The sequence below is a fragment of the Zhengella mangrovi genome (genome assembly GCF_002727065.1).
Lineage (GTDB): Bacteria > Pseudomonadota > Alphaproteobacteria > Rhizobiales > Rhizobiaceae > Zhengella > Zhengella mangrovi.
On the sequence record NZ_PDVP01000002.1, the window covers coordinates 466682 to 492157 of the forward strand.

Annotated in this window: 27 protein-coding genes; 17 read left to right on the forward strand and 10 right to left on the reverse strand. The window is 67.1% G+C overall.

The window, feature by feature from the left end:
* The 5 genes from CSC94_RS06120 to CSC94_RS06140 all read left to right on the forward strand — a co-directional run bounded on the left by CSC94_RS06120 (nucleotide 1) and on the right by CSC94_RS06140 (nucleotide 4270).
* On the forward strand, nucleotides 1-774 hold the full coding sequence (locus CSC94_RS06120) for an SDR family oxidoreductase (protein ID WP_099304879.1): 774 nt from the start codon (nucleotides 1-3) through the stop codon (nucleotides 772-774).
* Nucleotides 771-2825: an excinuclease ABC subunit UvrC gene (gene uvrC, locus CSC94_RS06125; protein ID WP_099304881.1), complete on the forward strand. Its 2055-nt coding sequence runs from the start codon at nucleotides 771-773 to the stop codon at nucleotides 2823-2825. The genes CSC94_RS06120 and uvrC overlap by 4 nt, the downstream gene beginning before the upstream one ends.
* Nucleotides 2826-2924: 99 nt before the next feature.
* Nucleotides 2925-3515, forward strand: a complete 591-nt coding sequence (gene pgsA, locus CSC94_RS06130) for a CDP-diacylglycerol--glycerol-3-phosphate 3-phosphatidyltransferase (protein WP_099304883.1) — start codon at nucleotides 2925-2927, stop codon at nucleotides 3513-3515.
* A 28-nt stretch (nucleotides 3516-3543) separates the two neighbouring features.
* Entirely contained in the window at nucleotides 3544-3795 is a 252-nt protein-coding gene (gene moaD / locus CSC94_RS06135; RefSeq protein ID WP_099304885.1) for a molybdopterin converting factor subunit 1, read from the forward strand.
* 1 nt (nucleotide 3796) lies between these two features.
* Nucleotides 3797-4270 carry a molybdenum cofactor biosynthesis protein MoaE gene (locus tag CSC94_RS06140; protein WP_099304887.1) on the forward strand — a complete coding sequence of 158 codons (474 nt, stop codon included), beginning with the start codon at nucleotides 3797-3799 and terminating at the stop codon, nucleotides 4268-4270.
* Nucleotides 4271-4328: 58 nt separating this feature from the next.
* Here CSC94_RS06140 and trhA read toward each other — a convergent pair whose 3' ends face one another.
* The 3 genes from trhA to CSC94_RS06155 form a co-directional block, all read right to left on the reverse strand.
* Nucleotides 4329-4982 carry a PAQR family membrane homeostasis protein TrhA gene (gene trhA, locus CSC94_RS06145; protein ID WP_165784342.1) on the reverse strand — a complete coding sequence of 218 codons (654 nt, stop codon included), beginning with the start codon at nucleotides 4980-4982 and terminating at the stop codon, nucleotides 4329-4331.
* A gap of 177 nt (nucleotides 4983-5159) precedes the next feature.
* Nucleotides 5160-5582 carry a nucleoside-diphosphate kinase gene (gene ndk, locus CSC94_RS06150; RefSeq protein ID WP_099304891.1) on the reverse strand — a complete coding sequence of 141 codons (423 nt, stop codon included), beginning with the start codon at nucleotides 5580-5582 and terminating at the stop codon, nucleotides 5160-5162.
* Nucleotides 5583-5708: 126 nt separating this feature from the next.
* Nucleotides 5709-6401 carry a glutathione S-transferase family protein gene (locus CSC94_RS06155; protein WP_099304893.1) on the reverse strand — a complete coding sequence of 231 codons (693 nt, stop codon included), beginning with the start codon at nucleotides 6399-6401 and terminating at the stop codon, nucleotides 5709-5711.
* 87 nt (nucleotides 6402-6488) lie between these two features.
* On the opposite strand from CSC94_RS06155, the gene CSC94_RS06160 reads away from it, so the two are divergent.
* From CSC94_RS06160 to CSC94_RS06170, 3 genes are read left to right on the forward strand one after another with little or no spacing between them, the layout of a single operon-like run.
* Complete coding sequence (locus CSC94_RS06160; protein ID WP_099304895.1) at nucleotides 6489-6983, forward strand: DinB family protein; 495 nt, start codon at nucleotides 6489-6491, stop codon at nucleotides 6981-6983.
* A 39-nt stretch (nucleotides 6984-7022) separates the two neighbouring features.
* Nucleotides 7023-8915 carry an ABC-F family ATP-binding cassette domain-containing protein gene (locus CSC94_RS06165; protein WP_099304897.1) on the forward strand — a complete coding sequence of 631 codons (1893 nt, stop codon included), beginning with the start codon at nucleotides 7023-7025 and terminating at the stop codon, nucleotides 8913-8915.
* Complete coding sequence (locus tag CSC94_RS06170) at nucleotides 8912-9718, forward strand: crotonase/enoyl-CoA hydratase family protein (RefSeq protein ID WP_099304899.1); 807 nt, start codon at nucleotides 8912-8914, stop codon at nucleotides 9716-9718. The genes CSC94_RS06165 and CSC94_RS06170 overlap by 4 nt, the downstream gene beginning before the upstream one ends.
* Nucleotides 9719-9723: 5 nt before the next feature.
* On the opposite strand, the gene CSC94_RS24550 is transcribed toward CSC94_RS06170, so the two are convergent.
* Nucleotides 9724-9882, reverse strand: coding sequence for a hypothetical protein (locus CSC94_RS24550; RefSeq protein WP_165784310.1), 159 nt, complete (start codon nucleotides 9880-9882; stop codon nucleotides 9724-9726).
* A gap of 88 nt (nucleotides 9883-9970) precedes the next feature.
* Between CSC94_RS24550 and CSC94_RS06175 the strand changes: the two genes are divergently transcribed.
* Together CSC94_RS06175 and CSC94_RS06180 are read left to right on the forward strand one after the other, a co-directional pair.
* Nucleotides 9971-10885, forward strand: a complete 915-nt coding sequence (locus tag CSC94_RS06175; RefSeq protein WP_099304901.1) for a LysR substrate-binding domain-containing protein — start codon at nucleotides 9971-9973, stop codon at nucleotides 10883-10885.
* A gap of 82 nt (nucleotides 10886-10967) precedes the next feature.
* Nucleotides 10968-12011 carry an aldo/keto reductase gene (locus CSC94_RS06180; RefSeq protein ID WP_099304903.1) on the forward strand — a complete coding sequence of 348 codons (1044 nt, stop codon included), beginning with the start codon at nucleotides 10968-10970 and terminating at the stop codon, nucleotides 12009-12011.
* 385 nt (nucleotides 12012-12396) lie between these two features.
* Here the strand turns inward: CSC94_RS06180 and CSC94_RS06185 are convergent, their stop codons facing one another.
* The 3 genes from CSC94_RS06185 to CSC94_RS06195 are packed head-to-tail and all read right to left on the reverse strand — an operon-like array spanning nucleotide 12397 to nucleotide 14166.
* Nucleotides 12397-12996 (reverse strand): hypothetical protein, encoded by a 600-nt coding sequence (locus CSC94_RS06185; RefSeq protein ID WP_099304905.1) that lies wholly within the window; start codon nucleotides 12994-12996, stop codon nucleotides 12397-12399.
* A 22-nt stretch (nucleotides 12997-13018) separates the two neighbouring features.
* Nucleotides 13019-13720, reverse strand: a complete 702-nt coding sequence (locus tag CSC94_RS06190) for a class I SAM-dependent methyltransferase (RefSeq protein ID WP_099304907.1) — start codon at nucleotides 13718-13720, stop codon at nucleotides 13019-13021.
* Nucleotides 13717-14166, reverse strand: coding sequence for a DNA polymerase III subunit chi (locus CSC94_RS06195; RefSeq protein WP_099304909.1), 450 nt, complete (start codon nucleotides 14164-14166; stop codon nucleotides 13717-13719). The genes CSC94_RS06190 and CSC94_RS06195 overlap by 4 nt, the downstream gene beginning before the upstream one ends.
* Nucleotides 14167-14260: 94 nt before the next feature.
* On the opposite strand from CSC94_RS06195, the gene CSC94_RS06200 reads away from it, so the two are divergent.
* Entirely contained in the window at nucleotides 14261-14545 is a 285-nt protein-coding gene (locus tag CSC94_RS06200) for a hypothetical protein (RefSeq protein ID WP_099304911.1), read from the forward strand.
* A gap of 6 nt (nucleotides 14546-14551) precedes the next feature.
* Here CSC94_RS06200 and CSC94_RS06205 read toward each other — a convergent pair whose 3' ends face one another.
* Complete coding sequence (locus tag CSC94_RS06205) at nucleotides 14552-16030, reverse strand: leucyl aminopeptidase (protein ID WP_099304913.1); 1479 nt, start codon at nucleotides 16028-16030, stop codon at nucleotides 14552-14554.
* A gap of 219 nt (nucleotides 16031-16249) precedes the next feature.
* Between CSC94_RS06205 and lptF the strand changes: the two genes are divergently transcribed.
* The 6 genes from lptF to rsmA all read left to right on the forward strand — a co-directional run bounded on the left by lptF (nucleotide 16250) and on the right by rsmA (nucleotide 23865).
* Nucleotides 16250-17461 carry an LPS export ABC transporter permease LptF gene (lptF, locus tag CSC94_RS06210; RefSeq protein ID WP_099304915.1) on the forward strand — a complete coding sequence of 404 codons (1212 nt, stop codon included), beginning with the start codon at nucleotides 16250-16252 and terminating at the stop codon, nucleotides 17459-17461.
* On the forward strand, nucleotides 17461-18555 hold the full coding sequence (gene lptG / locus CSC94_RS06215; RefSeq protein WP_099305274.1) for an LPS export ABC transporter permease LptG: 1095 nt from the start codon (nucleotides 17461-17463) through the stop codon (nucleotides 18553-18555). Before lptF ends, lptG begins: the two co-directional genes overlap by 1 nt.
* A 4-nt stretch (nucleotides 18556-18559) precedes the next feature.
* Nucleotides 18560-20977 carry an LPS-assembly protein LptD gene (locus CSC94_RS06220; protein ID WP_245408269.1) on the forward strand — a complete coding sequence of 806 codons (2418 nt, stop codon included), beginning with the start codon at nucleotides 18560-18562 and terminating at the stop codon, nucleotides 20975-20977.
* Nucleotides 20978-21072: 95 nt separating this feature from the next.
* Entirely contained in the window at nucleotides 21073-22002 is a 930-nt protein-coding gene (locus CSC94_RS06225; RefSeq protein ID WP_245408270.1) for a SurA N-terminal domain-containing protein, read from the forward strand.
* A gap of 4 nt (nucleotides 22003-22006) precedes the next feature.
* The gene (gene pdxA, locus CSC94_RS06230; protein ID WP_245408271.1) at nucleotides 22007-23020 is read left to right on the forward strand and encodes a 4-hydroxythreonine-4-phosphate dehydrogenase PdxA; all 1014 of its coding nucleotides are present in this window, start codon (nucleotides 22007-22009) and stop codon (nucleotides 23018-23020) included.
* Nucleotides 23021-23043: 23 nt separating this feature from the next.
* A complete protein-coding gene (gene rsmA / locus CSC94_RS06235; RefSeq protein WP_099305278.1) occupies nucleotides 23044-23865 on the forward strand; it encodes a 16S rRNA (adenine(1518)-N(6)/adenine(1519)-N(6))-dimethyltransferase RsmA in 822 nt (273 codons plus the stop codon).
* A gap of 28 nt (nucleotides 23866-23893) precedes the next feature.
* Here the strand turns inward: rsmA and gmk are convergent, their stop codons facing one another.
* The gene (gene gmk, locus CSC94_RS06240) at nucleotides 23894-24568 is read right to left on the reverse strand and encodes a guanylate kinase (RefSeq protein ID WP_099304921.1); all 675 of its coding nucleotides are present in this window, start codon (nucleotides 24566-24568) and stop codon (nucleotides 23894-23896) included.
* A gap of 10 nt (nucleotides 24569-24578) precedes the next feature.
* A complete protein-coding gene (locus CSC94_RS06245) occupies nucleotides 24579-25466 on the reverse strand; it encodes a YicC/YloC family endoribonuclease (RefSeq protein ID WP_099304923.1) in 888 nt (295 codons plus the stop codon).
* Nucleotides 25467-25476 lie beyond the last annotated feature (10 nt).

Here is a 25476-nt window from a genome sequence, read left to right on the forward strand (position 1 = left end):
ATGACGCAGGACAGGCAGGAAAACGGAACGGCCCTGGTCACGGGCGGTGCGAAACGCATCGGCGCGGCGATCGCGCGCGACCTGGCGGCGCATGGCTTCGCCGTGGCGGTTCACTACAACAGGTCTCCCGACGCCGCCGAGGCGCTGGTCGCCTCCATCCGTGCCGATGGCGGCACCGCGCAGGCCGTGGGCGCCGATCTCGCGGATGCGGCGGCCACGACCGGGCTGATCGATGCGGCCGCCGCGGCGCTCGGCCCGGTCACGCTGCTGGTCAACAACGCCTCGGTCTTCGAGGACGACTGCGTCACCGATTTCGACCTGGAGCAGTTCGAGCGGCATTTCGCGGTTCACCTGAAGGCGCCGTCGCTGCTCGCCCGCGCCATGGCCGGCCAGCTTCCCGCGACTGCCAGCGGGCTGATCGTCAACATGATCGACCAGCGGGTTCTTTCGCTGACGCCGCGCTTCTATTCCTACACGCTGTCGAAATCGGCGCTGTGGACGGCGACGCGCACCATGGCGCAGGCGCTGGCGCCGCGCATCCGCGTCAATGCCATCGGCCCGGGGCCGACCCTGCCCAACGAGCGGCAGACCCAGGCCGATTTCGACCGGCAGGTGGAAGGGCTGATTCTGCAGCGGGGACCAGGGCTGGAGGAATTCGGCGCCACGGTGCGCTGGATGTGGCAGACGCCCTCGTTCACCGGCCAGATCGTGGCGCTCGACGGCGGACAGCACCTGGCCTGGGAGACGCCCGACGTGGCGGGAATCGAGGAATGACGGGCGGACGCAACGGATCGCCCGCCGGGCCGGACATGGCCGGCTTCGATCCCGACCTCGACGACGACACCGACGAGCCCGGCGACGAGACGGCCGGGGCCGCGGCGCTGCCGACGGCGATCGAGTGGGCGGATACGGGGATCGATCTCGCCGGCGCGACCGGCGCGGAGGCGATCCAGCTCTACGTCAGGCACCTGCCCAACCGGCCCGGCGTCTATCGCATGATGAACGCCGGCGGCGACGTGCTCTACGTCGGCAAGGCGCGCAGCCTGAAGAAGCGCGTCACCAACTACGCCCAGGGGCGCGGCCATTCCAACCGCATCACGCGGATGATCCGCGAGACCGCGACGATGGAATTCATCGTCACCCGCACGGAAACCGAAGCGCTGCTGCTGGAGGCCAACCTCATCAAGCGGTTGCGGCCTCGCTTCAACGTCCTGATGCGCGACGACAAGTCGTTTCCCTACATCGTGCTGACGCGCAACCACCCCTCGCCCGGAATCTTCAAGCACCGCGGCGCGCGCTCGCGCGAGGCGGACTATTTCGGCCCCTTCGCCTCGGCCGGCGCCGTGGGGCGGACGATCAACGCGCTGCAGCGGGCCTTCCTGCTGCGGACATGCTCCGACTCGGTTTTCGACAGCCGCACGCGGCCCTGCCTGCTGTACCAGATCAAGCGTTGCGCGGGACCGTGCACGGGCGAGATCGGCGAGGCGGACTACGCCATGCTGGTGGCCGAGGCCAAGGCGTTCCTGTCGGGCAAGTCGCAGGCGGTGAAGGCGCAACTGGCCGAGGCGATGCAGCACGCATCGGCGGATCTCGATTTCGAGCGCGCCGCCATCTACCGCGACCGGCTGTCGGCGCTGTCGCACGTGCAAAGCCACCAGGGCATCAACACCCAGTCCACCGAGGAGGCCGACATCTTCGCCGTGCACCAGGAAGGCGGCCAGACCTGCGTGGAGGTGTTCTTCTTCCGCACCGGCCAGAACTGGGGCAACCGCGCCTATTTCCCGAAGGCCGACGTGGCGCTCGAGGCGGGCGAAGTGCTGGGGGCCTTCCTGGCGCAGTTCTACGACGACAAGCCGGTGCCGCGGCTGGTCCTGCTGTCGCACGACATCGAGGAACAGGAGCTGCTGGCCGCCGCGCTGAGCGCCAAGGCGGAGCACCGGGTGCAGGTGAGCGTGCCGCAGCGGGGCGAGAAGAAGGACCTGGTCGACCACGCGGCTCAGAACGCGCGCGAGGCGCTGGGCCGGCGACTGGCCGAAACCTCGTCGCAGGCGCGCCTGCTCAAGGGACTGGCCGAGACCTTTGCCCTGCCGCGCGTACCGCGGCGCATCGAGGTCTACGACAATTCGCACATCATGGGCACGAACGCCGTCGGCGGCATGATCGTGGCGGGGCCGGAAGGCTTCGTGAAGAACCAGTACCGCAAGTTCAACATCAAGGACGAGGAACTGACGCCGGGCGACGACTTCGGCATGATGCGCGAGGTGATGCGCCGGCGGTTCTCCCGGCTCGTCAAGGAACACGGGATTCCCGACCGCGCCGCCGAGGCGGAGATAACCGCCGGCAGCGAGGACGAGGACACGCCCTTCCCCGCCTGGCCGGACCTCATCCTGATCGACGGCGGCAAGGGCCAGATGAGCGCCGTACGCGCCATTCTCGACGAGCTGGGCGTCGCCCAGGCCGTCACGGCGATCGGCGTCGCCAAGGGTGCCGACCGCGACGCGGGGCGGGAGCGCTTCCACGTGGAGGGCAAGCCCGACTTCTCGCTGCCGCCGCGCGACCCGGTGCTCTACTTCGTGCAGCGGCTGCGCGACGAGGCGCACCGCTTCGCCATCGGCTCGCACCGGGCACGGCGCAAGAAGGAGATGGTGAAGAACCCGCTCGACGAGATCGCCGGGATCGGGCCGGCGCGCAAAAGGGCCCTGCTGCACCACTTCGGCACGGCGAAGGCGGTATCGCGCGCCGGACTGGAAGACCTGATGACCGTCGAGGGCATTTCAGAGCAGACGGCGCAGGTCATCTACGACCATTTTCACGAAAAAGGCTGATTTGACGCCGAGGGTTGCCCCCGCTGTCGCAAACGCGGTTGACCGGCGTGCCCTCCATCTGGTTTGACAGTGACAGTTCATGACTGGATTCTGCTCTGCATGGCCTCGCGCGCGTTCAATCTTCCCAATATCCTGACCTACGGCCGCATCCTCGCCGTTCCGGCGATCGGCCTGTGCTTTTTCGCCGAGGGCCGGCTGCAATCGAGCGACGTCGCGCGCTGGGTGGCGCTCGGCATTTTCGCGGCCGCCTCGATCACCGATTTCTTTGACGGCTACCTGGCGCGGGCCTGGCAGCAGACGTCCAACATCGGGCGCATGCTGGACCCGATCGCCGACAAGCTGCTCGTCGCCACCTGCCTGCTGCTGCTGGCCGCCGACACGGAGCGGACCATCGCCGGCTGGTCGCTTTGGGCGGCGATCATCATCCTGTGCCGCGAGATCCTCGTTTCCGGCCTGCGCGAATACCTGGCCGACCTGAAGGTCTCGGTGCCGGTGACGACGCTGGCCAAGTGGAAGACGACGATCCAGCTGCTCGCCATCGGCTTCCTGCTGGCGGGCCCGGCCGGCGACAAGGTGCTGCCCTACACCACCGAAACCGGCCTCGTGCTGCTGTGGATTTCCGCCCTCGTGACGCTTTATACCGGCTATGACTATTTCCGCGCCGGGCTGAAGCACGTCATGGGCGAGTGAGCCTGGCGCGAGCGGAGGAGAGCCGACCATGAGACTTGTCTATTTCGCCTGGGTTCGCGAGCGCATCGGCAAGGAAAGCGAAGAGGTCAGCCTGCCGGACGGCGTGCTGACGGTCCGCGACCTGCTGGCCTGGCTGAAGACGCGCGGCCCGGAATACGAGGCGGCGCTGGAGCATTCCGATGCCATCCGCGTGGCTCTCGACATGGAACACGTCCATCACTCGGAGAAGATCGGCACGCCGTTCGAGATCGCCCTCTTCCCGCCGATGACCGGTGGCTGACATGGCCGCGCCGGTGACGCCGCTGGTGCGCATCCAGCGCGAGGATTTCGATGTCCAGGCGGAAATCGCCCGGCTGACGGAGGGCCGCGGCGATGTCGGCGCGGTCGTCACCTTCACCGGCCTGTGCCGCGACGAGGCCGGCCGCCTGTCCGCGCTGGAACTGGAACATTATCCAGGCATGGCGGAAGCCGAGATCACACGCATCGCGGGCCAGGCCATCGAGCGCTGGCCGCTGACGGGGCTGACCGCCATTCACCGTTTCGGCACGATCGCGCCCGGCGGGCAGATCGTGCTCGTCGTCGCGGCGTCCTCGCACCGGCAGGCCGCCTTCGAGGCCGCGTCCTTCCTGATGGACTACCTGAAGACGCGGGCGCCGTTCTGGAAGAAGGAACACCTGGCCGACGGCACGACCGGGCACTGGGTGGAGGCCAAGGACGCGGACGACGCGGCGCTGAAGCGCTGGGAAGGCTCGTGATCATTGGCACTTCCGGACGCGTAGCCGGCGTCCGCTTTCGCTGGAAGTGCTTGAAAACTCAGGCAGCCAGGCCGAGCGTGAAGGAAGCGTGCGAGACCGCCGTGAAGTGGCAGGCCGCCGCGGCCAGGACGAAGCTGTGCCAGATGACGTTCTGGTAGGCCAGCGAATGCCAGACATGGAAGCCGAGGCCCACCGTGTAGAGCAGGCCGCCGGTGATGATCAGCACGGCGTCGACCGTCGGCAGGGTTTCCATCATCGGCCAGACCAGCGCCACGCTGGCCCAGCCGAGGGCCAGGTAAAGCGGGATGGTGTAGCGGTCGCGGTGCATGCGGCCGAAGATCTTCAGCCCGACGCCGACCAGCGCCCCGCTCCAGATGACGGCCAGCATGGCATGCGAGAAGACCGAGCCGATGAGAATCGTCAGCGGGGTGTAGGTTCCGGCGATCTTGAGGAAGATGGCCGCCTGGTCGAAGCGGCGCAGCAAGGGCTTGAGGGACGGATGCGGAATGATGTTGTAGGCCATGGAGAAGGAGAACATGGCCACCAGCGTGACCGCGTAGACGCTGAGCGCCAGACGGATGCCGGGCTCGAGATAGACAGCGGCCAGGGCCAGGACCGCGCCACCCGCGGCAAGGCTGGCTGCAATCGCCACCCCGTGGATGATGCCGTCAGCGAGGATCTCGCGGGCCGTATAATCCCTGTAATCGAACACGCCTGCCTGCCGGTTGCTGTTGTTGCCGGTCGTTATTGAAAACAATCATGTCATAAATCAGTGAAAACTTGGTAACGCGGCGGAAGGCCGCAGCCGAGACGAAAAAAAGCCGGGCTTGCGGCCCGGCTTTTTCCCGATTCCTTTCAATGGCCTGCAGTGGCAGGCTCAGCCGTTGATTCAGCCGACGATCTCGTTGCCGCCGAACCAGAAGGCGATTTCCTCGGCCGCCGTTTCCGGGGCGTCGGAGCCATGCACGGAGTTCTCGCCGATGGACTGGGCGAAGGCCTTGCGGATGGTCCCCTCGGCGGCATCGGCCGGGTTGGTGGCGCCCATGACTTCGCGGTTCTTCGCGATGGCGTTCTCGCCTTCCAGCACCTGGACGATGGTCGGGCCGGAGGACATGAACTCGGTCAGTTCACCGAAGAAGGGACGCTCCTTGTGAACGGCGTAGAACTGCTCGGCCTGGCGGCGGCTCATCCACACGCGCTTGGAGGCAACGACGCGAAGGCCCGCGTCTTCCAGCATCTTGGTGATGGCACCGGTCAGGTTGCGCTTGGTGGCGTCGGGCTTGATCATCGAAAAAGTGCGTTCAATGGCCATGATGGTCCTCGGATCCCTTGGTTCTCGTGAAATGGCGCGGCGCCGCGGGGCACGGCCCGCAGCGCCGGTTCGCGGGCGCTATAGCGCGTCTGGATGAAAAACGAAAGACGCCGCGCGCCGCCGCATTCAGCCGCAGGCGGGAACCTTCGCGCCGAGCCCGCCATGAAGGTCGAGGCAGCGGGCGAACCAGTCGGCCACCGGATCGCCGGCCGGCAGGAATTCGTGCGCCGAGACGACGCGGGCCCACTGGAAGGCGCCGAATACGATGTAATCGGCGAAGAGCGGTCCTTCCCCGCCGAGGAACGGCTGTTTCTTCAGCGTGGCGCGCAGCGGATCGAGCGACTTGGAAAAGGCGGCCTGGGCTTCCTCGCCGGTCATGCGGATGTCTTCCAGCGGCTTGCCGAACTTGCCCTCACGGTCGGCGCGGAACCAGGCCTGGTCTTCCGGCGACAGACAGTCGTGGATATCCATGATGGCGACGCGGACGAGTTGCGGGTGGACGACCCATTGCGTCCAGCTTTCCACGAAGCGCGTCGTGGCGCGGCCGCCCTCCCCGCCGAACAGCGACGGGCGGTCCGGGTAGGTGTCCTCGAGATACTCGGCGATGGCGAAGCTGTCGGAAACGATCCTGCCGCCGTCGTTGATCACGGGGACGGTCTTCGAGGCGCCGCCTTCGATCTGCCGGACCTCGGGAAAGCGCGTCGGCACGCGGGTGAAATCAAGGCCCTTGTGGGCCAGCGACATGGCGGTCTTCCAGCAATGGGGGCTGAACGGGCGGGCGGCGTCGGCGCCGACAAGATCGTAAAGCTGAATGGTCACTTTGCTATCCCTCACGAGGTGTTATTGTGCCGCGACTATCGCGGGGCCGCGGGGAGAAATAAAGTGGATGCCAGGCAAAATTTCCAGATGTTCGCCCATTACAACGCGTGGGCGAACGGGCGCCTCTACGATGCGGCGGGCGAACTGGACGACAGGGCCTGGCGCCACGATTGCGGCGCCTTCTTCAAGTCGATGATGGGCACGCTGAACCATATCCTGGTCGGCGACCGGGTCTGGATGAAGCGGTTTACCGGCGAAGGCACGAACCCGCCGTCGCTCGACGCCATCCTGCACGAGGACTATGCCAGCCTGCGGGCGGCGCGCGAGGCGGAGGACCGGCGCATCCTCGCCTTCGCCGAGGGGCTGGACGATGCGGCCGTCGCCGGGCGGTTCACCTACACGACGATGACGGACCTGCGCACGGTCAGCCAGCGGCTTGCCCCGGCGCTCAGCCATTTCTTCAATCACCAGACGCATCATCGCGGCCAGGCGCACATGATCCTGTCGGTTCTCGGCAAGGCGCCGCCGGAACTGGACCTGATCTATTTTCACCGCGCCCCGGAGGGCCGGCGCTTCGCCTGACCCCTTGCGCCCGCTTGCAGCTTCAGCCAAAAGCGGGCCATGCTGACGATTTCAGACCTTTCGCTTCGCATTGCAGGCCGCCTGCTGATCGACCATGCCACGCTGTCGCTGCCCGAGGGCGCGAAGGCCGGGCTCGTCGGGCGCAACGGCACGGGCAAGACGACGCTGTTCCGCGCCATCACGGGCGACCTTTCCCCCGAAACCGGGTCGATCCACCTGCCGAAGAACATGAAGATCGGCCAGGTGGCACAGGAGGCGCCGGGCACGGACGAGCCGCTGATCGAGATCGTGCTGAAGGCCGACACCGAGCGCATGGCCCTGCTTGCGGAAGCGGAGACGGCGACGGATCCGCACCGCATCGCGGAGATCCAGATGCGGCTGGCGGACATCCAGGCCCACTCGGCGGAGGCCCGCGCGGCCTCCATCCTGTCGGGCCTGGGCTTCGACGCGGAAGCGCAGAAGCGCCCGGCGAAGAGCTTTTCGGGCGGCTGGCGGATGCGCGTGGCGCTGGCAGCCGTGCTGTTTGCCGAACCGGACCTGCTGCTGCTCGACGAACCGACGAACTACCTCGACCTGGAAGGCACGCTGTGGCTGGAAAGCTACCTGTCGCGCTATCCGCACACGGTGCTGCTGATTTCCCACGACCGCGACCTGCTCAACCGGGCGGTCAATTCCATCGTGCACCTGGACCAGCAGAAGCTGACCTTCTGGCGCGGCGGCTACGACCAGTTCGAGCGGCAGCGCGCCGAAAAGGCGGTGCTGGCGGAAAAGATGCGCGAGAAGCAGGAAGCCAAGCGCAAGCACATGGAAAGCTTCGTCGAGCGTTTCCGCGCCAAGGCCTCCAAGGCGCGCCAGGCGCAAAGCCGGCTGAAGGCGCTGGAGCGCATGGCGCCCATCGCCGCCGCCATCAACGACCACGTCGCGCCGATCCGGTTCCCGGAGCCGGAAAAGCGGGCCGCGTCGCCGGCGATCGCGCTGGAGGGCGGCTCGGTCGGCTACGTGCCCGGCCAGCCCGTGCTGAAGCGGCTTTCGCTGCGCATCGATGCCGACGACCGCATCGCCCTGCTCGGCGCCAACGGCAACGGCAAGTCGACCTTCGCCAAGCTGATCGCCGGGCGGCTCAAGCCGGAGACGGGCATGCTGACGCTGTCGCCCAATCTCAAGGTGGCCTTCTTCGCCCAGCACCAGATGGACGACCTGCGGCCGGAGGAAAGCGCGGTGGACCACGTGCGCGCGCTGATGCCAAAGGAGCCGGAGGCGCGGGTGCGCGCCCGCGTGGCGCAGATGGGGCTGGCGACGGAGAAGATGGACACGCCGGCCAGGAACCTCTCCGGCGGCGAAAAGGCGCGCCTGCTGATGGGGCTTGCCGCGTTCGACGGGCCGAACCTGCTGATCCTCGACGAACCGACCAACCACCTGGACATCGACAGCCGCCAGGCGCTGATCGAGGCGCTGAACGACTTCCCCGGCGCGGTCATCGTGATCTCGCACGACCGGCACCTGGTCGAGGCCACCGCCGACCGGCTGTGGCTCGTGCACGACGGCGGGGTCAGCCCCTACGACGGCGACCTCGACGACTACCGCCAGTTCATCACCGGCGCGGCCAGGGCGGCGGCCGACGCGAAGAAGCCGAAGGATGACGGCCCTGCCCCGGTCTCCAAGGCCGACCAGCGGCGCGAGGCGGCGCAGAAGCGCGAGTTGCTGAAGCCCCTGTCGAAAAAGATCAAGGACGCCGAGAGCCTGATGGACAAGCTCGGCAAGCGCATCCAGGCCATCGAAACGGAGCTGGCGGATCCCGCGCTCTACGACAAGAACCCGAAGAAGGCCGGCGACCTCGGCAAGGAACGGGCGGACCTCACTGCCCGGCTGGCGCAGGCCGAGGAAAGCTGGCTGGAGATGTCGGCCGAATACGAGGACGCGATGGCGGGATGACGATCCGCAGCGAAACACGCGATGCCGTGACGATCGTCACCATCGACCGGCCGGACGCCCGCAACGCGGTCAACCCGGCCATGGCCACGGCGCTCTACGAGGCCTTTCTCGCTTTCGAGGCCGATGGCAGCCAGCGCGTGGCGATCCTCACCGGCGTTCCCGGCGCCTTCTGCGCCGGGTTCGACCTGAAAGCCGCCGCGGCCGGCATGGACGACGGCTGGTTCGCGCGCCATGCCATCGGCGACGACTGGGACAACCCCGCAAGCTCCCCGCGCCCCGGCCCGATGGGGCCGACCCGGCTGCTGCTCTCCAAGCCGGTCATCGCCGCCATTTCCGGCGCGGCCGTGGCCGGCGGCATGGAACTGGCGCTCTGGTGCGACCTGCGGGTGATGGAGGCCTCGGCCTACATGGGCGTCTACTGCCGGCGCTGGGGCGTGCCGCTGATCGACGGCGGTACGGTGCGCCTGCCGCGCATCGTCGGCCAGGGCCGCGCGATGGACCTGATCCTGACCGGTCGCGAGGTCAAGGCGGACGAGTGCCTCGCGATGGGCCTCGCCACCGCCGTGGCGCCCGACGGCGCCGCGCTGCAGGCGGCGCTGGAACTGGCCGGAACGCTGGCCCGCTTTCCGCAATCGACCATGCGGGCCGACCGAATGAGCGCGCTGACGCAATGGGGCAAGGACCCGGCGGCGGCGCTCGCCAATGAATGGAAGAGCCTCGAGACGTTCACGCGCGACGGCGTGGGCGGGGCGGCGCGGTTCTCCGCCGGCAAGGGCCGTGGCGGCCGCTTCGACGATCTCTGACCCCGCTATTCCGGCGCGATGCGGCGCCGGTCGATCGGCAGGTCGGCGCGGCCCCGCGCATCCATGTGCAGGAAGGCCGGATGGGCCAGCGGGTCGCGGCGGTACAGATTTTCTTGATCGACGGGGTCCGGCCCGGCGGCCAGCAGTTTCCTGATCCAGATCATGATGATTTCCTTTTTCATGGATGTTGCATAGACTGGGACCGTGTCCAACGCGATCCACAAGTGCTGCCCATGATTCAGGTTTTCTAAAGTGCGGGAACTCAACCGCGTTCACCTGACCGGCCTCAGGGCGGTCGAGGCCACGGCCCGCCTCGGCTCGCTGAAGGCGGCGGCCGACGAACTCGGCGTCACGCCCGGGGCCGTAAGCCAGCAGATCCAGCGCACCGAGGACATGCTGGGCCGGCCGCTGTTCCAGCGGTCCGCGCGGGGCCTCAGCCTGACACCGGTGGGCGAAGAGGTGGCGGAATGGCTGACGCGCGGCATGAACGACCTGGCGACCGCCGTGCGGCTGGCCGATCCGGGCCGCGACCAGACGCTGGTCGTTTCGGTGGCGCCCATCTTCGCCAGCCGCTGGCTGGTGTGGCGGCTGAAGCGCTTCTACCGGCGCCATCCGGGCATCAAGGTGCGCATCCAGCCCGAGGTCGGCCTGGTCGACCCGGGGCATTCCGACATCGACCTGTGCATCCGCGTCGGGCGCGGCCCGTGGCCAGGCGTGAATGCGGAGAAACTGCTGGAGCAACGGGTCTTCCCGGTGTGCAGCGCGCGCATCGCAGACCAGGTCCGCTCGCGCGCCGACCTGTTGCGGTTCCCGGTCATCCGCGAGGACGACAACCTGCTCGGCTGGGCGGAGTGGCTGGCCTGTCACGGCATGGACGACGTGACGCTGCCGGACGGCCCTGCCCTTTCGGACGGATCGCTGTGCCTCGACATGGCGATGACCGGCCAGGGCGTCTACATGGCATGGGAGACGCTGGCGAGCGACGCCATCGTCCGCGGGCAGATCGTTCAGCCCTTCCCGGAACGGGTGGAAACCGGGGCCGGCTACTGGCTGATCACGCCGAAGGGACGGACGGCGCCGGCCAAGCTGCGGGCGTTCACCACGTTCCTGCGCGAGGAGATCGCCCGCTCGATCGCCGAATGGCGCGGGACGCCGCCGGCCGGTTGAGCCGTTCAAGGCTGGACATGGCGCCGTCATGGATTATGTCTGGCTGCGATCCCACTCCAGAATCCCATCCAGGACTTTTCCCATGAAAATGAATTCGCTTGGCCGGACCGGCATCGCCGTCTCCGAAATCTGTCTCGGCACCATGACCTGGGGCGAGCAGAACACCGAGGCCGAGGCCCATGCGCAAATGGACCATGCCGTCGAGCAGGGCATCAATTTCTTCGATACCGCCGAGATGTACCCGACCAATCCCTTGCGGGCCGAGACGGCAGGGCGGACGGAGGAGATCATCGGCTCGTGGCTGAAGGCGCGCGGCAGGCGCGACGACATCGTCCTCGCCACAAAGATCGTCGGCAAGGGCAACAGGACGGTGCGCGACGGCGAGCCGGCCAATGCGAAGACCCTGCGCGAGGCGGTCGAGAAGAGCCTGAAACGCCTCGGCACCGACCACATCGACCTCTACCAGATCCACTGGCCCAATCGCGGCTCCTACCATTTCCGCCAGAACTGGACCTTCAGTCCGTGGCAGCAGGACCGGGCGCAGGCGCTGGCCGACCTGGAGGAAACCGTCGCGACGGCGGGCGACATGGTGAAGGAAGGCAAGCTCAGGGCACTCGGCGTGTCGAACGATTCGGTCTGGGGCGTGGCGAAGATGCTGGAGATCGCGGAGCGCAGCGGCGGCGCCCGCGTGGCCTCGGTGCAGAACGAATACAACCTGATGTGCCGGCTGTTCGACACCGACTGGGCGGAGCTTTCGCACCACGAGGACGTCGGCCTGCTGGCCTATTCGCCGCTGGCGGCCGGCATCCTGAGCGGAAAATACCTGGACGGGGCGGTGCCGGCCGGCTCACGCCGCTCGATCACGGAAAACCTCGGCGGGCGCTGGCAGGAGCACGCGGTTCCGGCCATGGAAGCCTATGTCAGGCTTGCCCGCGACAGCGGCCTCGACCCGGCGCAGATGGCGCTCGCCTGGTGCCTGACCCGTCCGTTCATGACGTCGGTCATCATCGGCGCCACCTCGATGGAGCAGTTGAAGACCAACATCGGCGCGAAGGACGTGACCCTCGGCGCGGACGTGCTGGAAGCCATCGCGGCGATCCACCGGCGCTACCCGATGCCGTTCTGACGGCGGCCGCGACCGGGCATCGACAGGATTGGCCGGCCGCAGGTTCCTTCGCGGCAGGCTCCCGCCTGCCTGCAAAATGACTTCTCCTCCGCATTTGTGCCGCGGCAGGCTCCCGCCTGCCTGCAAAACGACTTCTCGTCCGCATTTGTGCCGCGGCAGGCTCCCGCCTGCCTGCAAAACGACTTCTCTTCCGCATTTGTGCTGCGGCAGGCTCCCGCCTGCCTGCAAAACGACTTCTCTTCCGCATTTGTGCCGCGGCAGGCTCCCGCCTGCCTGCAAAATGACTTCTCTTCCTCATTTGTGCCGCGGCGGGCTCCCGCCTGCCTGCAAGATGACTTCTCCTCCGCATTTGTGCCGCGGCAGGCTCCCGCCTGCCTGCAAAATGCTAGTCCCTCCCCCAGCGGCGGCGCTGGGGCTCCCTGGGCGCCGGCGTTCGCGACCGGAAGGTCAGCACGAAGCCGATGAAGCCGAGCGCCATGGCGATGAAGCCGGCCGGCTGGATGCGGCGGTCCCAGGCCAGCGCATTGCCCCGGAGCACGAGGTCGAGCGCCTTCATCTCGACCGTCGGGTCGCCCACCGGCGCGAAGGTGAAGGTGTATTCGCCGGTGATGCGCGGCTCGATCATGCCGGCGGAGGCGCGGTAGACCTGGTCGGACGACAGGCTCGCATCCTCGCGATTGGCCTGGGTGGGAGCGAATTCCAGCCGCTCGGTGCGCTTCGATCCGTCGACGCCGGCAATGGTCAGGTCGAGGATGGCGCGATCCGACGGCAGGACGCGCTGCGGCATGGCGGTCAGGTCGACCAGCACGCGTACCGGCGCATCGACCGGCGAGATGATGACGCGGGCTGCCTTGAAACCGTTGTCGCGATCGTAGACGCGGATGGTGCCGAGTTCGTTGCCGGAGAAGTTTTCCACTGCCCAGGGATAGCCGACGGCGGCGGCGAGGCCGGCAAGCAGCAGAAGCAGGGACAGGATGCGGATCATGGCCGGTGCCTTTCCTCGCCGGTCAGGCCGGCTTGCGCCAGACGGCAAATTCATGCGCGATCGACCGGTCCGGACGTTCGATCTCGAACCGCTCGCGGCTTTCCGGCTCAAGCCCGAAGGCGGCAAAGACATCCGTCTCGGAGGGCATCAGCGGCCATGGCGGGCCCTGGTGCTGCGAGCCTTCCGGGCGCAGGCGGCTGTAGACCAGCAGGCATCCGCCCGGCTTCACCAGGCCGGCGACCGCCCGCGAAAATTCGCCGTGCATGGCAGGCGGCACGGACTGGATGGTGTAGCACTCGTGGACCACATCGAAGGCGCCGGCCCAGCCCTGCGGCGGTTCGATGAGATTGGCGGTCAAATAGGTGACCGGCGAGGCGGGAAAGCGGCGGCGGGCCCAGTCCACCGCCTTCTGCGACAGGTCGAAGGCCGTGGTGGCATAGCCGGCGGCAGCCAGCGCCTCGGCATTGTCGCCAAGCCCGCAGGCGATGTCGATGGCGCTGCGGCCCTCGCCCGGATGGGCAGCCAGCCATTCCGTCAGCTTGTCCTTCGGCTTCAGGTCGGCCCATGGCACGGCCGCCTCGTCGCCGTCGGCCATGGCGTAGACCTGGTCGAAAAACGCCTTGCGGTCGGACACGGTGCCGCCAGCATCGCGGTCCAGCGGGTCGATGCGCGCCTTCATCGCCTCGCGGCGGGCGCGGAAATCGTCGGGGGTCTCGTCGGTCATGCCTTTTTCACCCAGCGCCGTTCGGGCGTCTGCTGCCAGTAGGTCAGGTCGTGGCCGGCTGCCTTCTGTGCCTTCCACTGGGCGCGCGCGTGGTCGAGCTGGCCGGTGTCGTGACCGTCGAACATGAAGACGCCGCGCTCGTAGGCCGACAGGTCCGGCGGCGTGGCGCCATCGACGATGAAGCGGATCGTCGCGCCGTTCGGATTGGCGGTTTCCGTGGTCAGGACGACGGGGTTTTCCGCCGCGTGCTCCGCCCTGTCCGTGGCGTGCGCCAGGAAGCTCTCGTCCGTGAAGGTCCACAGGTGCTGGTCGAGGCCGTCGCGGCGCTCCTCTGTGCCGGTCTGGACGACGACCTTCCAGCCGCGCTGGATCGAGCGCTCGAGCAGCGCCGGCAGCGCTTCCTCCAGGGTCGATTCGGTCAGGTGGTAGAAGAGAACCTCGGCCATGGGTGCTATATGGGGCCGGCAGGCGCCCGCTTGCAACGGCCTGCGGCGGGCCGCCGCCTTGCAGGCGCCGTTTTTTCACACGATATCTGGATGCATGAAAACGTTTGCCGCCCTGACCCTCCTGCTGATGCTGCCCGCAGCCCCTGCCCTTGCGCAATGCGTGCAGCAGGGAAGCCAGGGGGTGACCTGCACGACCATCCGGCCCATCGCGCCGGATCCCGATGCCATGCTGAAGACGCGGGTCCCCCGCTTCGAGCCGAAGAAGCCCGTGACGGTGGAACGCACGCTCAGCGAACAGGTGGACGACCTGTCGAAGGATATCCGGGACGTCAGGTCGAAGCCGCAGGCGGCCTTTCCCGACGTCCCGAAAGATCCCTGAGGCCGGTCACTTCTCGTAGTGGTCGCGGACCAGCCGGTCGAGAAGCCGCACGCCGAAGCCCGACGCCCAGCCCTTGGAGATCTCGCTCGACGGCGAGCCCATCGCCGTGCCCGCGACATCGAGATGCGCCCAGGGCGTTTCGCCGACGAAGCGCTGCAGGAACTGCGCGGCGGTGATGGAACCGGCCCAGCGGCCGCCAATGTTCTTCATGTCGGCGTTCTTGGAATCGATCAGCTTGTCGTATTCGGGGGCCAGCGGCATGCGCCAGACCTTTTCCGCCGTGTCCTGCCCTGCCCCGTGGAGCCGTCCGGCCAGTTCGTCGTTGTTGGAGAACAGGCCGGCATGGTGGTGGCCGAGCGCAACGATGATGGCGCCGGTCAGCGTGGCCAGGTTGATCATGAAGACCGGCTTGAAGCGGTCATTGACGTAGTGCAGCGCGTCGCAGAGCACCAGGCGGCCTTCCGCGTCGGTGTTCAGCACCTCGATGGTCTGGCCCGACATGGAAGTGACGATGTCGCCCGGGCGCTGGGCGTTGCCGTCGGGCATGTTCTCGACCAGGCCGATGACGCCGATGGCGTTGACCTTCGCCTTGCGGGCGGCCAGCGCATGCATCAGGCCGGTGACGGCGGCCGCGCCGCCCATGTCGCCCTTCATGTCTTCCATGCCGGCGGCGGGCTTGATGGAAATGCCGCCGGTGTCGAACACGACGCCCTTGCCGATGAAGGCGACCGGCTTGTCCTTGGCCTTGCCGCCTTTCCACTGCATGACGGCCAGGCGCGGCGGGCGCACGGACCCCTGGGCGACGCCGAGCAGCGCGCCCATGCCGAGCTTCTGCATTTCCTTCTCGGTGTGGATTTCCACCTCGACGCCCAGCGCCTCGAGTTCCTTCGCCCTGGCGGCGAATTCCTCCGGCCCGAGAATGTTGGCCGGTTCGTTGACGAGATCGCGGGCAAGCATCATGCCATCGGCCAGCGCCTCGGCCTCTTTCCAGGCCTTCTTCGCCGCGGCGGGGTCGGCGCAGTGAATGGTGACCTTGGCCGCCTTGTCCTTCTTGTCGCCCCTGGTCTTGTACTTGTCGAAGACATAGGCGCGCAGGACCATGCCCATGGCCAGTTCAGCGATGGATTCGCCGTTGAGCGGGCCGTCGGCGGCATCGGCGATCACCGCGATGTCCTTCGCCTTGCCGGCCGCGCCCATGGCGGCCCCGCCGATGCGCGACCAGGCATCGGCCTTGCGGTCGTCGGCCTTGCCGATGCCGACCAGCGCGAGGCGGGAGAAGCCCGGGCCGGACGGCGCCAGAATCTCCAGCGTCGCGGCCAGCTTGCCCTTGAACTCGGCGTCACCGGCGGCGCGCGCCGCTACACCGTCAGGATCGCAGGCGAGCGCCGGGTCCGACATCTCCATGTCATCGCCGGCGAGCAGGATCACGGCTCCCTTGTCCGGAACCGACATTTTTTCGAACTTGATGGATGGGCGAGCGGACATGACTACTCCGGTTTTTTCGGGAATCTGGAAAACAAGGGCCTGATGTTGTGCGTTTTGGCGCGATTGGCAAGGCTGGAACCGCGTGCAACAATTCGTTAACCGCGTTTGTTGGCCCTTTTTTAGCCAAGCTTGGCGCATTAAGGCTGTCAGGCGAAGGGGCTGCAGGGGACAGGTTTTGGCCGTGGAAGGCCAGATGCGCCGTCAAACTTGGAACGCAGGATGACGTTGACGATCCTAGAACGATACCTGTTGCGCCGGATGACGGTCGTTTTCCTCGCGGCAACGCTGTCGACGCTCGCGATCGCCTGGACGGTCCAGGTTCTCAACCGCATCAACCTCGTGACCGATTCGGGACAGTCCGCCTTCGCGTTCCTGCAACTGGCGACGCTGATCCTGCCGAACGTGGTGCCGGAAGTGCTGCCGATCGCGGTGGCGATCGGGGTCGCGCACACGCTGACGACGATGAACACCGATTCGGAACTGGTGGTGATCAACGCGGCCGGCGCGTCGCGCATGACGCTCGCCAAACCGGTGATCGTGCTGGCGGCGACGGCCTGCGTCGCGACGTTCCTCGTCCACAACGTGCTGGCGCCGGTGACCCGGCAGACGGTGCGCGAACTGATCTCGGAGGCCCGCGCCGGTCTGATCAGCACGCTGCTGCAGGAAGGCGCCTTCCGCCGCATCGACGACGGCCTGTTCATGCAGATCGGCGAGCGGCGGCCGGACGGAACGCTCGGCTCGGTCATCGTGGCCGACTCGCGGACCAAGGACGTCGACCTGATCTACTATGCCAAGACGGCGGTGCTCGGCGAAAAGGACGGCGCCAACTTCCTGTCGATGAAGGACGGCGAAGTGCATCGCAACCGGCCCGGCGAGCCGGTCTCGATCATCCGCTACAATTCCTACGTCTTCGACCTGGCGGAATTCGCGCCGGCGGCGGGCGAGGTCCGGCTGTGGCCGAAGGACCGGTCGCTGACCTACCTCCTCGACCCGGATCCCGACGACCCGTATCTCAAGTCGGTCCCGGGCATGTTCTTCGCGGAAATCCAGGCACGGCTGACCACCTGGCTCAATCCGCTGGCCTTTGCGCTCATCGCGCTTGCGATCGCGGGCAATGCCCGGTCGCACCGCGAGGCGCGGCTGCACCCGATGGTCTCGACCATCGCGACGGTCCTGTTCGTCCGCTGGATGGGCTATTTCAGCTTCGGCAAGGCCGACCAGATCCCGCTGTTCGGCTACATGCTCTACGTGGTTCCGCTGGCGACGATCGCCCTGTCCGGCTGGCTCTTCGCCACGTCGCGGACCCTTGGCCTGCCCGCCCACCAGGAGGAAAAGCTGCAGACCCTGGCCGAGACCGTGCGCCGCCGGACGATCGGCCTGCTGCCGCTGCGCCTGCGCGCCTGGCTAGGCCTGCAGGAGGCGACGACGTGATCCCCCATCCCGGCTGGACCCTCGGACGCTATTTCCTGCGCCGCTACGCGGTGATCACCGCGTGGTTCTTCGTCGGCATCTTCGCGCTGGCCTTCCTGATCGACTTCACGGAATTCTCGTCGAGGACGTCCAACCTGCCGAAATATTCCATGCAGGGCGCGCTGTTCATCTCGGCCATGCGCATTCCCTTCCTGATGCAGCAGATCGTGCCCTTCATCGCCCTGTTCTCGGGCATGGCGACGCTGATCTCGCTGAACCGCCGCTACGAGCTGGTGGTGGCGCGCGCGTCCGGCGTCTCGGCCTGGCAGTTCCTGGCGCCGGCCTGCCTCGGCGCGCTCCTGTTCGGCGCGCTGGCGGTGGCGGTGCTCAACCCGCTCTCGGCCATCGGTTTCGAGAAGGCACAGGCAATGGAGGCCGACTGGCGGGCCAACAGTTCCAACGCGTCGATCGCCTCGCAGGTGCCCTGGCTGCGCCAGAAGACCGACGAGGGCGAAACCATCATCGGCGCGAAGGCGGTGCTGCAGGGCGGACTGGTGCTCTCCAGCCCGGTCTTCATCCATCTCGACACGGCCGGCGAGATCGTCAGCCGCCAGGATGCCGAAAAGGCCACGCTTCACGAGGGCTACTGGGAGCTCCAGAATGTCCGGGAAACCCGTCTCGGGGTCGAGCCCAAGGCCGTCAAGGATGCTCGCGTGGCGACCAACCTGCGCCCGGAACTGGTGCAGCAAAAACTTGCCGAACCGGATTCTGTGCCCTTTTTCTCACTTCCTGAAAAAATTGAAGTTTCAAGGGCCTTCGGATATCCGGCCTACCCGTTGCGCATGCAATTCCATTCCCTTATTGCTCTTCCTGCACTGCTCGTGGCGATGACGCTCATCGCGGCGACGGTGTCGTTGCGCTTTGTCCGCTTCGGACAATCCGGCGCAATGGTCGTGGGTGGCATAGCGGCCGGTTTTCTGCTTTATGTCGCTTCGGTTTTGGTCAAGGCGTTTGGAAGCTCCGGATTCGTGCCACCCGTCATTGCAGCATGGACGCCGGTCGTGATTGCCGCTTTCATCGGGATCAGCTTTCTTCTTCACCGGGAGGACGGATAACGTGGTGCCACGTCGGGGGATAGGTCGGACCTCGCTGCTTGCTGCCCGGCTTGCCGGAGTCAGTCTTCTCGCGCTTTCCGCCCCGCTTCTGCCCGGTGGCGCACCGGCTGCATTCGCCCAGACCCTTGACCAGTTCGGCGCCGTGTCCAGCAATCCGGACGCGCAGATGCTGATGGAAGCCGACACGCTCATCTACGACAACGACAATGGCACGGTGACCGCCAGGGGCAATGTCCAGATCGACTACGACGGCTACAAGGTGGTCGCCGAGAAGGTCACCTACAACCAGGCCACGCGGCGCGTCATGGCGTCGGGCAATGTCGAGATCATCGAGCGCGACGGCAACCGCATCTATGCCGACGAAATCGACATCACCGACGACCTCGGCAACGGTTTCGTCAACGCGCTGCGCGTCGAGACGACCGACAACACGCGGTTTGCCGCCGAGAGCGCCACCCGCGAGGGCGGCAACGTCACGACCTTCAACAACGGCGTCTACACGGCCTGCGAGCCCTGCAAGGAGGATCCGGGCCGGGCTCCCGTCTGGCAGATCAAGGCACGGCGGATCGTCTGGGACGGCCAGGAAAAGGTCGTCCGCTTCACCGATGCCCGGTTCGAGTTCCTCGGACTGCCGATCGCCTACCTGCCGACCTATTCCATGGCCGATCCTACGGTGAAGCAGAAGACCGGCTTCCTGTTCCCGCGCATCAGCAATTCCACGGCGCTCGGCTGGGGTGTCGGCACACCCTTCAACATCGCGCTCGACCCGACCTACGACCTGCTGCTGACGCCGACCTACTACACCCGCCAGGGCTTCCTGGGGGAAGTGGAGTTCCGCAAGCGCTTCAACACGGGCCAGTTCACCCTCAAGGCGGCCGGGATCAGCCAGAGAAACCCGACGGCGTTCAAGAGCGACTTCGTCAGCCAGGCCGCCAAGACCCGCTACATGGTGGGCACCAAGGGCAAGTTCGAGCTCAATTCACGCTGGATCTTCGGCTGGGACCTGCTCTACCAATCCGACAAGAACTTCTCGCGCATCTACGGGATCGGCGGTTTCGATGGCGGCGTCCACCGTTCGGAAGTCTACCTGACCGGGCTCAACGACCGGAACTATCTCGACCTGCGGTTCATGCGCTTCCAGGTGCAGGAGAACACGCTGAAGGGTGACGCCCGCGCGCGCGACGAGCGCCAGGCCTGGGCCCTGCCCTCCTTCGACTATTCCAAGACGTTCGACGAGCCGGTGGCCGGCGGGCAGCTGTCGCTCGACATGAATGCCCAGAGCATCTACCGCGACGTCACCCATACCGGCAACAACCTGCGCGAAGACCAGATCATCAGCAATATCGGGGTCGGCGGCATCACCACCATCCCGGGCCTGGCCGGGACCAGCCAGCGGCTGTCGGCCGACCTGGAGTGGAAGCGCAACATCATCACCGACAACGGCCTGGTCATCACGCCGCTGCTCGGCCTGCGCGGCGACGGCATCTTCACCAACTACAACCAGGCGACGCGCGACGCGATCGGCGACATGGGCGTGAACAACGGCATCGCGGTCAACACGCGCAATGCCTGGTTCCGCTACATGGCGACCGCCGGCATGGAACTGCGCTGGCCGATCCTGTTCTCCACCACCTCGGCGACGCATGTCTTCGAGCCAATGGCACAGATCTTCGTGCGGCCGAACGCGCCCTACCAGACGGCGCTCGGCCTTCCCAACGAGGATTCGCAGGCGCTCGTCTTCGACGCCGCCAACCTGTTCGAGCGCGACAAGTTCGCCGGCTGGGACCGGATCGAGGGCGGAACGCGCGCCAACCTCGGCATGCGCTATTCGGGCAGCTTCGCCAACGGCTGGACGGCGAACGGCCTGTTCGGTCAGTCCTTCCACCTGGCCGGCGAGAACCCATACGCGCAGCCGGACTTCGTCGCCGTCGGCGCGGATTCGGGCCTGCAGTCGGCGCGCTCGGACTATGTCGGCTCGTTCGGCGTGGCCAGCCCGGACGGGTTCGCGGCCTCGGTCTCGGGCCGTTTCGACAAGGACAGCTTCGCCCTGCGGCGGTTCGAGGCCCGTGCCGCGCTCATCAAGAACTATGGCTCGATCTCGCTTCGCTACTCGAACATCGCGCCGCAGCCGACCTATTCCTTCCCGGGACGGCGCGAGGAAGTGGCGGGCGACGTGAGCGTCAAACTGGCCGAGTTCTGGCGGGTCTATGGCGGCCTGACGTACAATCTTCAATACGATGTTGTTTCCGGCAAACGCATCGGTTTCCTGTACGACGACGAGTGCTTCACCTTCGGCCTGAATTTCACCGAATCGAAGAACCCGGCGGTTGCGACGGCCGAGCCGACCCGCTCGTTCGGGTTCCGGATCGCCTTCCGGACGCTCGGGGATTTCGGGTCCTCGCAGGCGCTGAACGGCAACTGACGGCCGTTTGACGTCATGCTTTTGCCGCATAATATAGGCACCCGAAGCCGATCATGATCAAACGCGAATTGAACGGAGCCAGAATGACCTTCCGCATGAAGACCCTCCTGGCGGCCAGCGCGATCGCAACAGCCCTCGCCTTCACTCCCGGCGCCGGCCTGCCGGTCGTCTCGCAGGCGCAGGCGTCCGAAATCCGCTACGTGGTCAACAACCTGCCGGTCACCAGTTATGACATCGCCCGGCGTACGGCCTTCCTGAAGCTGCAGCGGCGCAAGGGCAACCTCAGGGAGCAGGCCGAGAACGAGATGGTGGAACAGGCGCTGCGCACGGTGGAAATGCAGCGTCTCAACGTCAACATCCCGAAATCGGCCATCGACGAGAATTTCGCGAGTTTCGCGCAGCGCAACAAGCTGAGCGTGAAGCAGCTCTCCAGCATCCTGAACCGCTCCGGCGTGACCACCGCCCACTTCAAGGAATTCATCCGCGTGCAGATGGGCTGGCAGTCGCTGCTGCGCGCCCGGTTCCAGCACGACGCCAAGATGAGCGAACAGGATGTCGTGCAGCGCATGCTCAAGCAGGGCGGCGACAAGCCGACGGCGACCGAATACATCCTCCAGCAGGTGATCTTCGTAGTGCCCTCGGCGGAGCGCAAGGCCAAGCTCAACTCCCGCGTCCGCGAAGCGGAAAACATGCGCGCCCGTTTCAGCGGATGCGACAAGACCCACGACCAGGCCAAGGGCCTGCTGGATGTGACCATCCGCGATCTCGGCCGCGTGCTGGAGCCGGAACTGCCGCCGGACTGGGCGCCGCTGATCAAGCCGATCAAGGAAGGCCAGGCGACGAAAGTGCGCACGACGGACCGCGGCGCGGAGTTCATCGCCATCTGCAAGGCGAAGCTCGTTTCGGATGACCGCGTGGCGCAGATGGTCTTCACCAACGAGGGCGACATGGGCGAACAGGCCAAGGCGCTCAACGACAAGTACATGAAGGAACTGCGTGGCAGGTCCCGGATCGTCAAGCGATAACACCTTGAAACCGCTTGCTGTTTCCGGTGGCGACCCGGCGGGTATCGGCCTCGAGATCGCGGCGCGGGCCTGGCTCGGCCGGCAGGACCATGCGCTTCCGGCCTTCTACCTGATCGGCGACAGCGCGGCGCTCGGTTCGCGGGCGCGCCAGTGCGGGTTCACGCTGCCGGTCAAGGTCATCGGCGGCCCCGAAGAGGCACCCGCCACTTTCTCCTCGGCCCTGCCGGTCATCGAGATCCGATCCGCGGCACCGGTGCAGGCCGGCTGCCCCGACCCGGCGCATGCCTCCATGATCGTCGGTGCGATCGACCGGGCCGTGCAGGACACGACGGCCGGCAAGGCGGCGGGCGTGGTGACGCTGCCGATCGCCAAGAAACCGCTCTACGAGGCGGGATTTTCCTTTCCCGGCCACACGGAATACCTGGCAAGCCTCGCCGAGCAGGCGACCGGCCAGCCGGTGCGGCCGGTGATGATGCTCGCGGGGCCGAAGCTGCGCAGCGTGCCGGTGACAATCCACATTGCGCTGTCGGACGTGCCCGCCGCCCTGACGCCGGACCTGCTGGAAGACACCCTGCGGATCACCGCGCGGGACCTGCAGTCGCGTTTCGGGCTGGCGCGTCCGCGCCTCGCCGTCGCCGGGCTCAACCCGCATGCGGGCGAAGGCGGCAGCATGGGGCGCGAGGAAATCGAGGTCATCGGTCCTGTTCTCGACCGCCTGCGCGCCGAAGGGCTCGACATCGCCGGACCCCTGCCCGCCGACACGATGTTCCACGAGCGCGCGCGCGCCAACTACGATGTGGCCGTGTGCATGTACCATGACCAGGCACTGATCCCGGCCAAGGCGCTCGGCTTCGACGACGCGGTGAACGTGACGCTCGGCCTGCCCTTCATCCGCACCTCTCCCGACCACGGCACGGCCTTCGACATTGCCGGCAAGGGCCTTGCCCGGCCCGACAGTTTCATCGCCGCGCTGCGGATGGCCGCGGAGATGGCAGCGCAGCAGGGACCGTCGGCGTGACCAGCGGCGGCGAGCGCCTCAGCATGGACGGATTGCCGCCGCTCAGGGCTGTCATCGCCGCTCACGGCCTTGCGGCCAAGAAGTCGCTTGGCCAGAACTTCCTGCTCGACCTGAACATCACCGGCAAGATCGCGCGGATTGCCGGACCGCTGGAAAGGGCAACCGTGATCGAGGTCGGCCCGGGCCCGGGCGGCCTGACGCGGGCGCTGCTGCATGCCGGCGCGGCCCGCGTGATCGCCGTCGAACGCGACGAGCGCTGCCTGCCGGCGCTGGCCGAGATCGAGGCGCATTATCCCGGCCGGCTGACCGTCGTTTCAGGCGATGCGCTGGAAACCGATTTCGCCGCCCTGGCGGCCGGGCACGACGACGTGCGCATCGTCGCCAACCTGCCCTACAACATCGGCACGGAACTGCTGACCGGTTGGCTGACAGCCGAGCCTTGGCCGCCCTTCTACCGGTCGCTCACCCTGATGTTCCAGAAGGAAGTGGCGCAACGCATCGTGGCCCGCCCCGGAACGCCCGCATTCGGGCGGCTGGCGGTGCTGGCGGGCTGGCGGGCCGAAGCGCAGATCGCCTTCGAGCTTCCGCCGCAGGCCTTCTCGCCGCCGCCGAAGGTCAGTTCGGCCGTCGTTCACCTGGTGCCGCGTCCGGCACCGGAACCCTGCGCGCTCGGCAAGCTGGAGCGGGTCACGCAGGCGGCCTTCGGGCAGCGCCGCAAGATGCTGCGCCAGAGCCTGAAATCGCTGGGCGGGGAAGCCCTGCTGGAACGGGCGGGCATCGACGCGACCCGCCGGGCGGAAACGCTCGACGTGTCCGATTTCGTCCGGCTGGCGAACCTGATCTGAGCCGCAAGGCGGCCGGTCGGCAGCGGCCTCAGACCGGCTGCTCTTCCAGGAGATTGCTGACGAAGTCGAACAGCCCGGGTCGGCGGTCGCGGCGCAGCCGTTCCGCGGCAACGATCGACCGCACGGCCGCAAAGGCCCGGTCGAGATCGTCGTTGACCACGACGTAGTCGTATTCGCGCCAGTGCTCGATCTCCGCGCGGGCATTGGCGAGCCGCCGCGCGATCACATCCTCGCTGTCCTCGGCGCGCCGCTTCAGGCGGGCCTTCAGTTCGGCCATCGACGGCGGCAGGATGAAGATGGACACAATATCGGCGTGCATCTTTTCCTTCATCTGCTGGGCACCCTGCCAGTCGATGTCGAACAGCATGTCGCGGCCGTCGGCCAGGGCGCCTTCGGCGGCCTCGCGCGGCGTGCCGTAGAAATTGCCATGCACCTCGGCCCATTCGAGCAGCGCATCGGTGTCCCGCATGCGCTCGAAATCGCGCTGCGTGGCAAAGTGATAGTGAACGCCATCGATCTCGGAGGGGCGGCGCGAGCGCGTCGTGACCGAGACCGACAGTTCCAGCAGCTTGTCGTTCTCCAGCAGGTTGCGGGCGATCGTCGACTTGCCCGCGCCCGACGGCGAGGAGAGGACCAGCATGAGACCGCGGCGCCTGATGGCGGCGGACGGGAGACGGGCAGAGGGATTGAATGACTGGGTCATGGCCATCTCCTTACTCGATGTTCTGGACCTGCTCGCGCAGCTGATCGACCGCCACCTTCATCTGCAGGCCGATGGCCGTGACCGTGGCGGCGTTCGACTTCGAACACAGCGTGTTGGCTTCGCGATTGAATTCCTGCGCCAGGAAGTCGAGCTTCCGGCCGACGCGGCCGCCGGACAGGACCAGTTGCCGGGCCGATTCGACATGCGTCTTCAGCCGGTCGAGTTCCTCGCGGATATCCGCCTTGGCGGCCAGGAGCGCGGCCTCGGCATGAAGCCTTTCGGCATCGAAGCCCTTGCCGGACGACATCAGCAGGTCGACCTGCTGGGCGAGCCGCCGGGCGATCTCGCCCGGCTCGCGCGAGGGATCGGCCTCGGCGCGCAGGGTCAGGACCTCGATCTCGTCGATCTGGAGCAGCAGGAAGGTGGACAGCGCCCTGCCCTCCTGCAGGCGCATGGCGGCCAGGTCGTCGAGCGCAGCCTCGAGGCCGGCCAGCACGGCATCATCGAGCGCCTGGCGGTCTTCCGGCGTTTCGGCCACCTCGGCCGGTTCGAGCACGCCGCGCAGCGCAAGCAGGCCATCGGCGGAGGCGGGGCGGAAGCCCTGCTGCTCGCTCAACTCCTTCGCCAGGCGGGCGACCTCGTGCAGGAAGACCTCGTTGACGACCGGGGTGACCGTGCCGCCGCTGCGCGCCAGGGACAGGTTGGCGTTGACGTTGCCACGGGTGAACCGGCGCTGGATGGCCGCGCGGACCGGCTGTTCCAGCCGCTCCATGCCGCCGGGCAGGCGCAGCCTCGTTTCGAGACCCTTGCCGTTGACCGACTTCAGCTCCCAGGCGAAAGACGCCGCCGGCGTCTCCCCGTCGGCCCGGGCGAACCCCGTCATGCTCTGCAATGCCATATGGCCCTCC

Excerpts from the sequence above, each read along its gene's own strand:
- CSC94_RS06165 (WP_099304897.1), top strand. The coding sequence starts at position 7,023 with ATGCTGACGATTTCAGACCTTTCGCTTCGCATTGCAGGCCGCCTGCTG.
- CSC94_RS06205 (WP_099304913.1), bottom strand. The coding sequence starts at position 16,030 with ATGTCCGCTCGCCCATCCATCAAGTTCGAAAAAATGTCGGTTCCGGAC.
- CSC94_RS06195 (WP_099304909.1), bottom strand. The coding sequence starts at position 14,166 with ATGGCCGAGGTTCTCTTCTACCACCTGACCGAATCGACCCTGGAGGAA.
- uvrC (WP_099304881.1), top strand. The coding sequence starts at position 771 with ATGACGGGCGGACGCAACGGATCGCCCGCCGGGCCGGACATGGCCGGC.
- CSC94_RS06170 (WP_099304899.1), top strand. The coding sequence starts at position 8,912 with ATGACGATCCGCAGCGAAACACGCGATGCCGTGACGATCGTCACCATC.
- CSC94_RS06180 (WP_099304903.1), top strand. The coding sequence starts at position 10,968 with ATGAAAATGAATTCGCTTGGCCGGACCGGCATCGCCGTCTCCGAAATC.
- CSC94_RS06160 (WP_099304895.1), top strand. The coding sequence starts at position 6,489 with ATGTTCGCCCATTACAACGCGTGGGCGAACGGGCGCCTCTACGATGCG.
- lptF (WP_099304915.1), top strand. The coding sequence starts at position 16,250 with ATGACGTTGACGATCCTAGAACGATACCTGTTGCGCCGGATGACGGTC.
- ndk (WP_099304891.1), bottom strand. The coding sequence starts at position 5,582 with ATGGCCATTGAACGCACTTTTTCGATGATCAAGCCCGACGCCACCAAG.
- CSC94_RS06245 (WP_099304923.1), bottom strand. The coding sequence starts at position 25,466 with ATGGCATTGCAGAGCATGACGGGGTTCGCCCGGGCCGACGGGGAGACG.
- CSC94_RS06185 (WP_099304905.1), bottom strand. The coding sequence starts at position 12,996 with ATGATCCGCATCCTGTCCCTGCTTCTGCTGCTTGCCGGCCTCGCCGCC.
- CSC94_RS06225 (WP_245408270.1), top strand. The coding sequence starts at position 21,073 with ATGAAGACCCTCCTGGCGGCCAGCGCGATCGCAACAGCCCTCGCCTTC.
- CSC94_RS24550 (WP_165784310.1), bottom strand. The coding sequence starts at position 9,882 with ATGATCTGGATCAGGAAACTGCTGGCCGCCGGGCCGGACCCCGTCGAT.
- CSC94_RS06190 (WP_099304907.1), bottom strand. The coding sequence starts at position 13,720 with ATGACCGACGAGACCCCCGACGATTTCCGCGCCCGCCGCGAGGCGATG.
- gmk (WP_099304921.1), bottom strand. The coding sequence starts at position 24,568 with ATGACCCAGTCATTCAATCCCTCTGCCCGTCTCCCGTCCGCCGCCATC.
- CSC94_RS06140 (WP_099304887.1), top strand. The coding sequence starts at position 3,797 with ATGGCCGCGCCGGTGACGCCGCTGGTGCGCATCCAGCGCGAGGATTTC.
- CSC94_RS06200 (WP_099304911.1), top strand. The coding sequence starts at position 14,261 with ATGAAAACGTTTGCCGCCCTGACCCTCCTGCTGATGCTGCCCGCAGCC.
- CSC94_RS06120 (WP_099304879.1), top strand. The coding sequence starts at position 1 with ATGACGCAGGACAGGCAGGAAAACGGAACGGCCCTGGTCACGGGCGGT.
- rsmA (WP_099305278.1), top strand. The coding sequence starts at position 23,044 with ATGGACGGATTGCCGCCGCTCAGGGCTGTCATCGCCGCTCACGGCCTT.
- moaD (WP_099304885.1), top strand. The coding sequence starts at position 3,544 with ATGAGACTTGTCTATTTCGCCTGGGTTCGCGAGCGCATCGGCAAGGAA.
- pgsA (WP_099304883.1), top strand. The coding sequence starts at position 2,925 with ATGGCCTCGCGCGCGTTCAATCTTCCCAATATCCTGACCTACGGCCGC.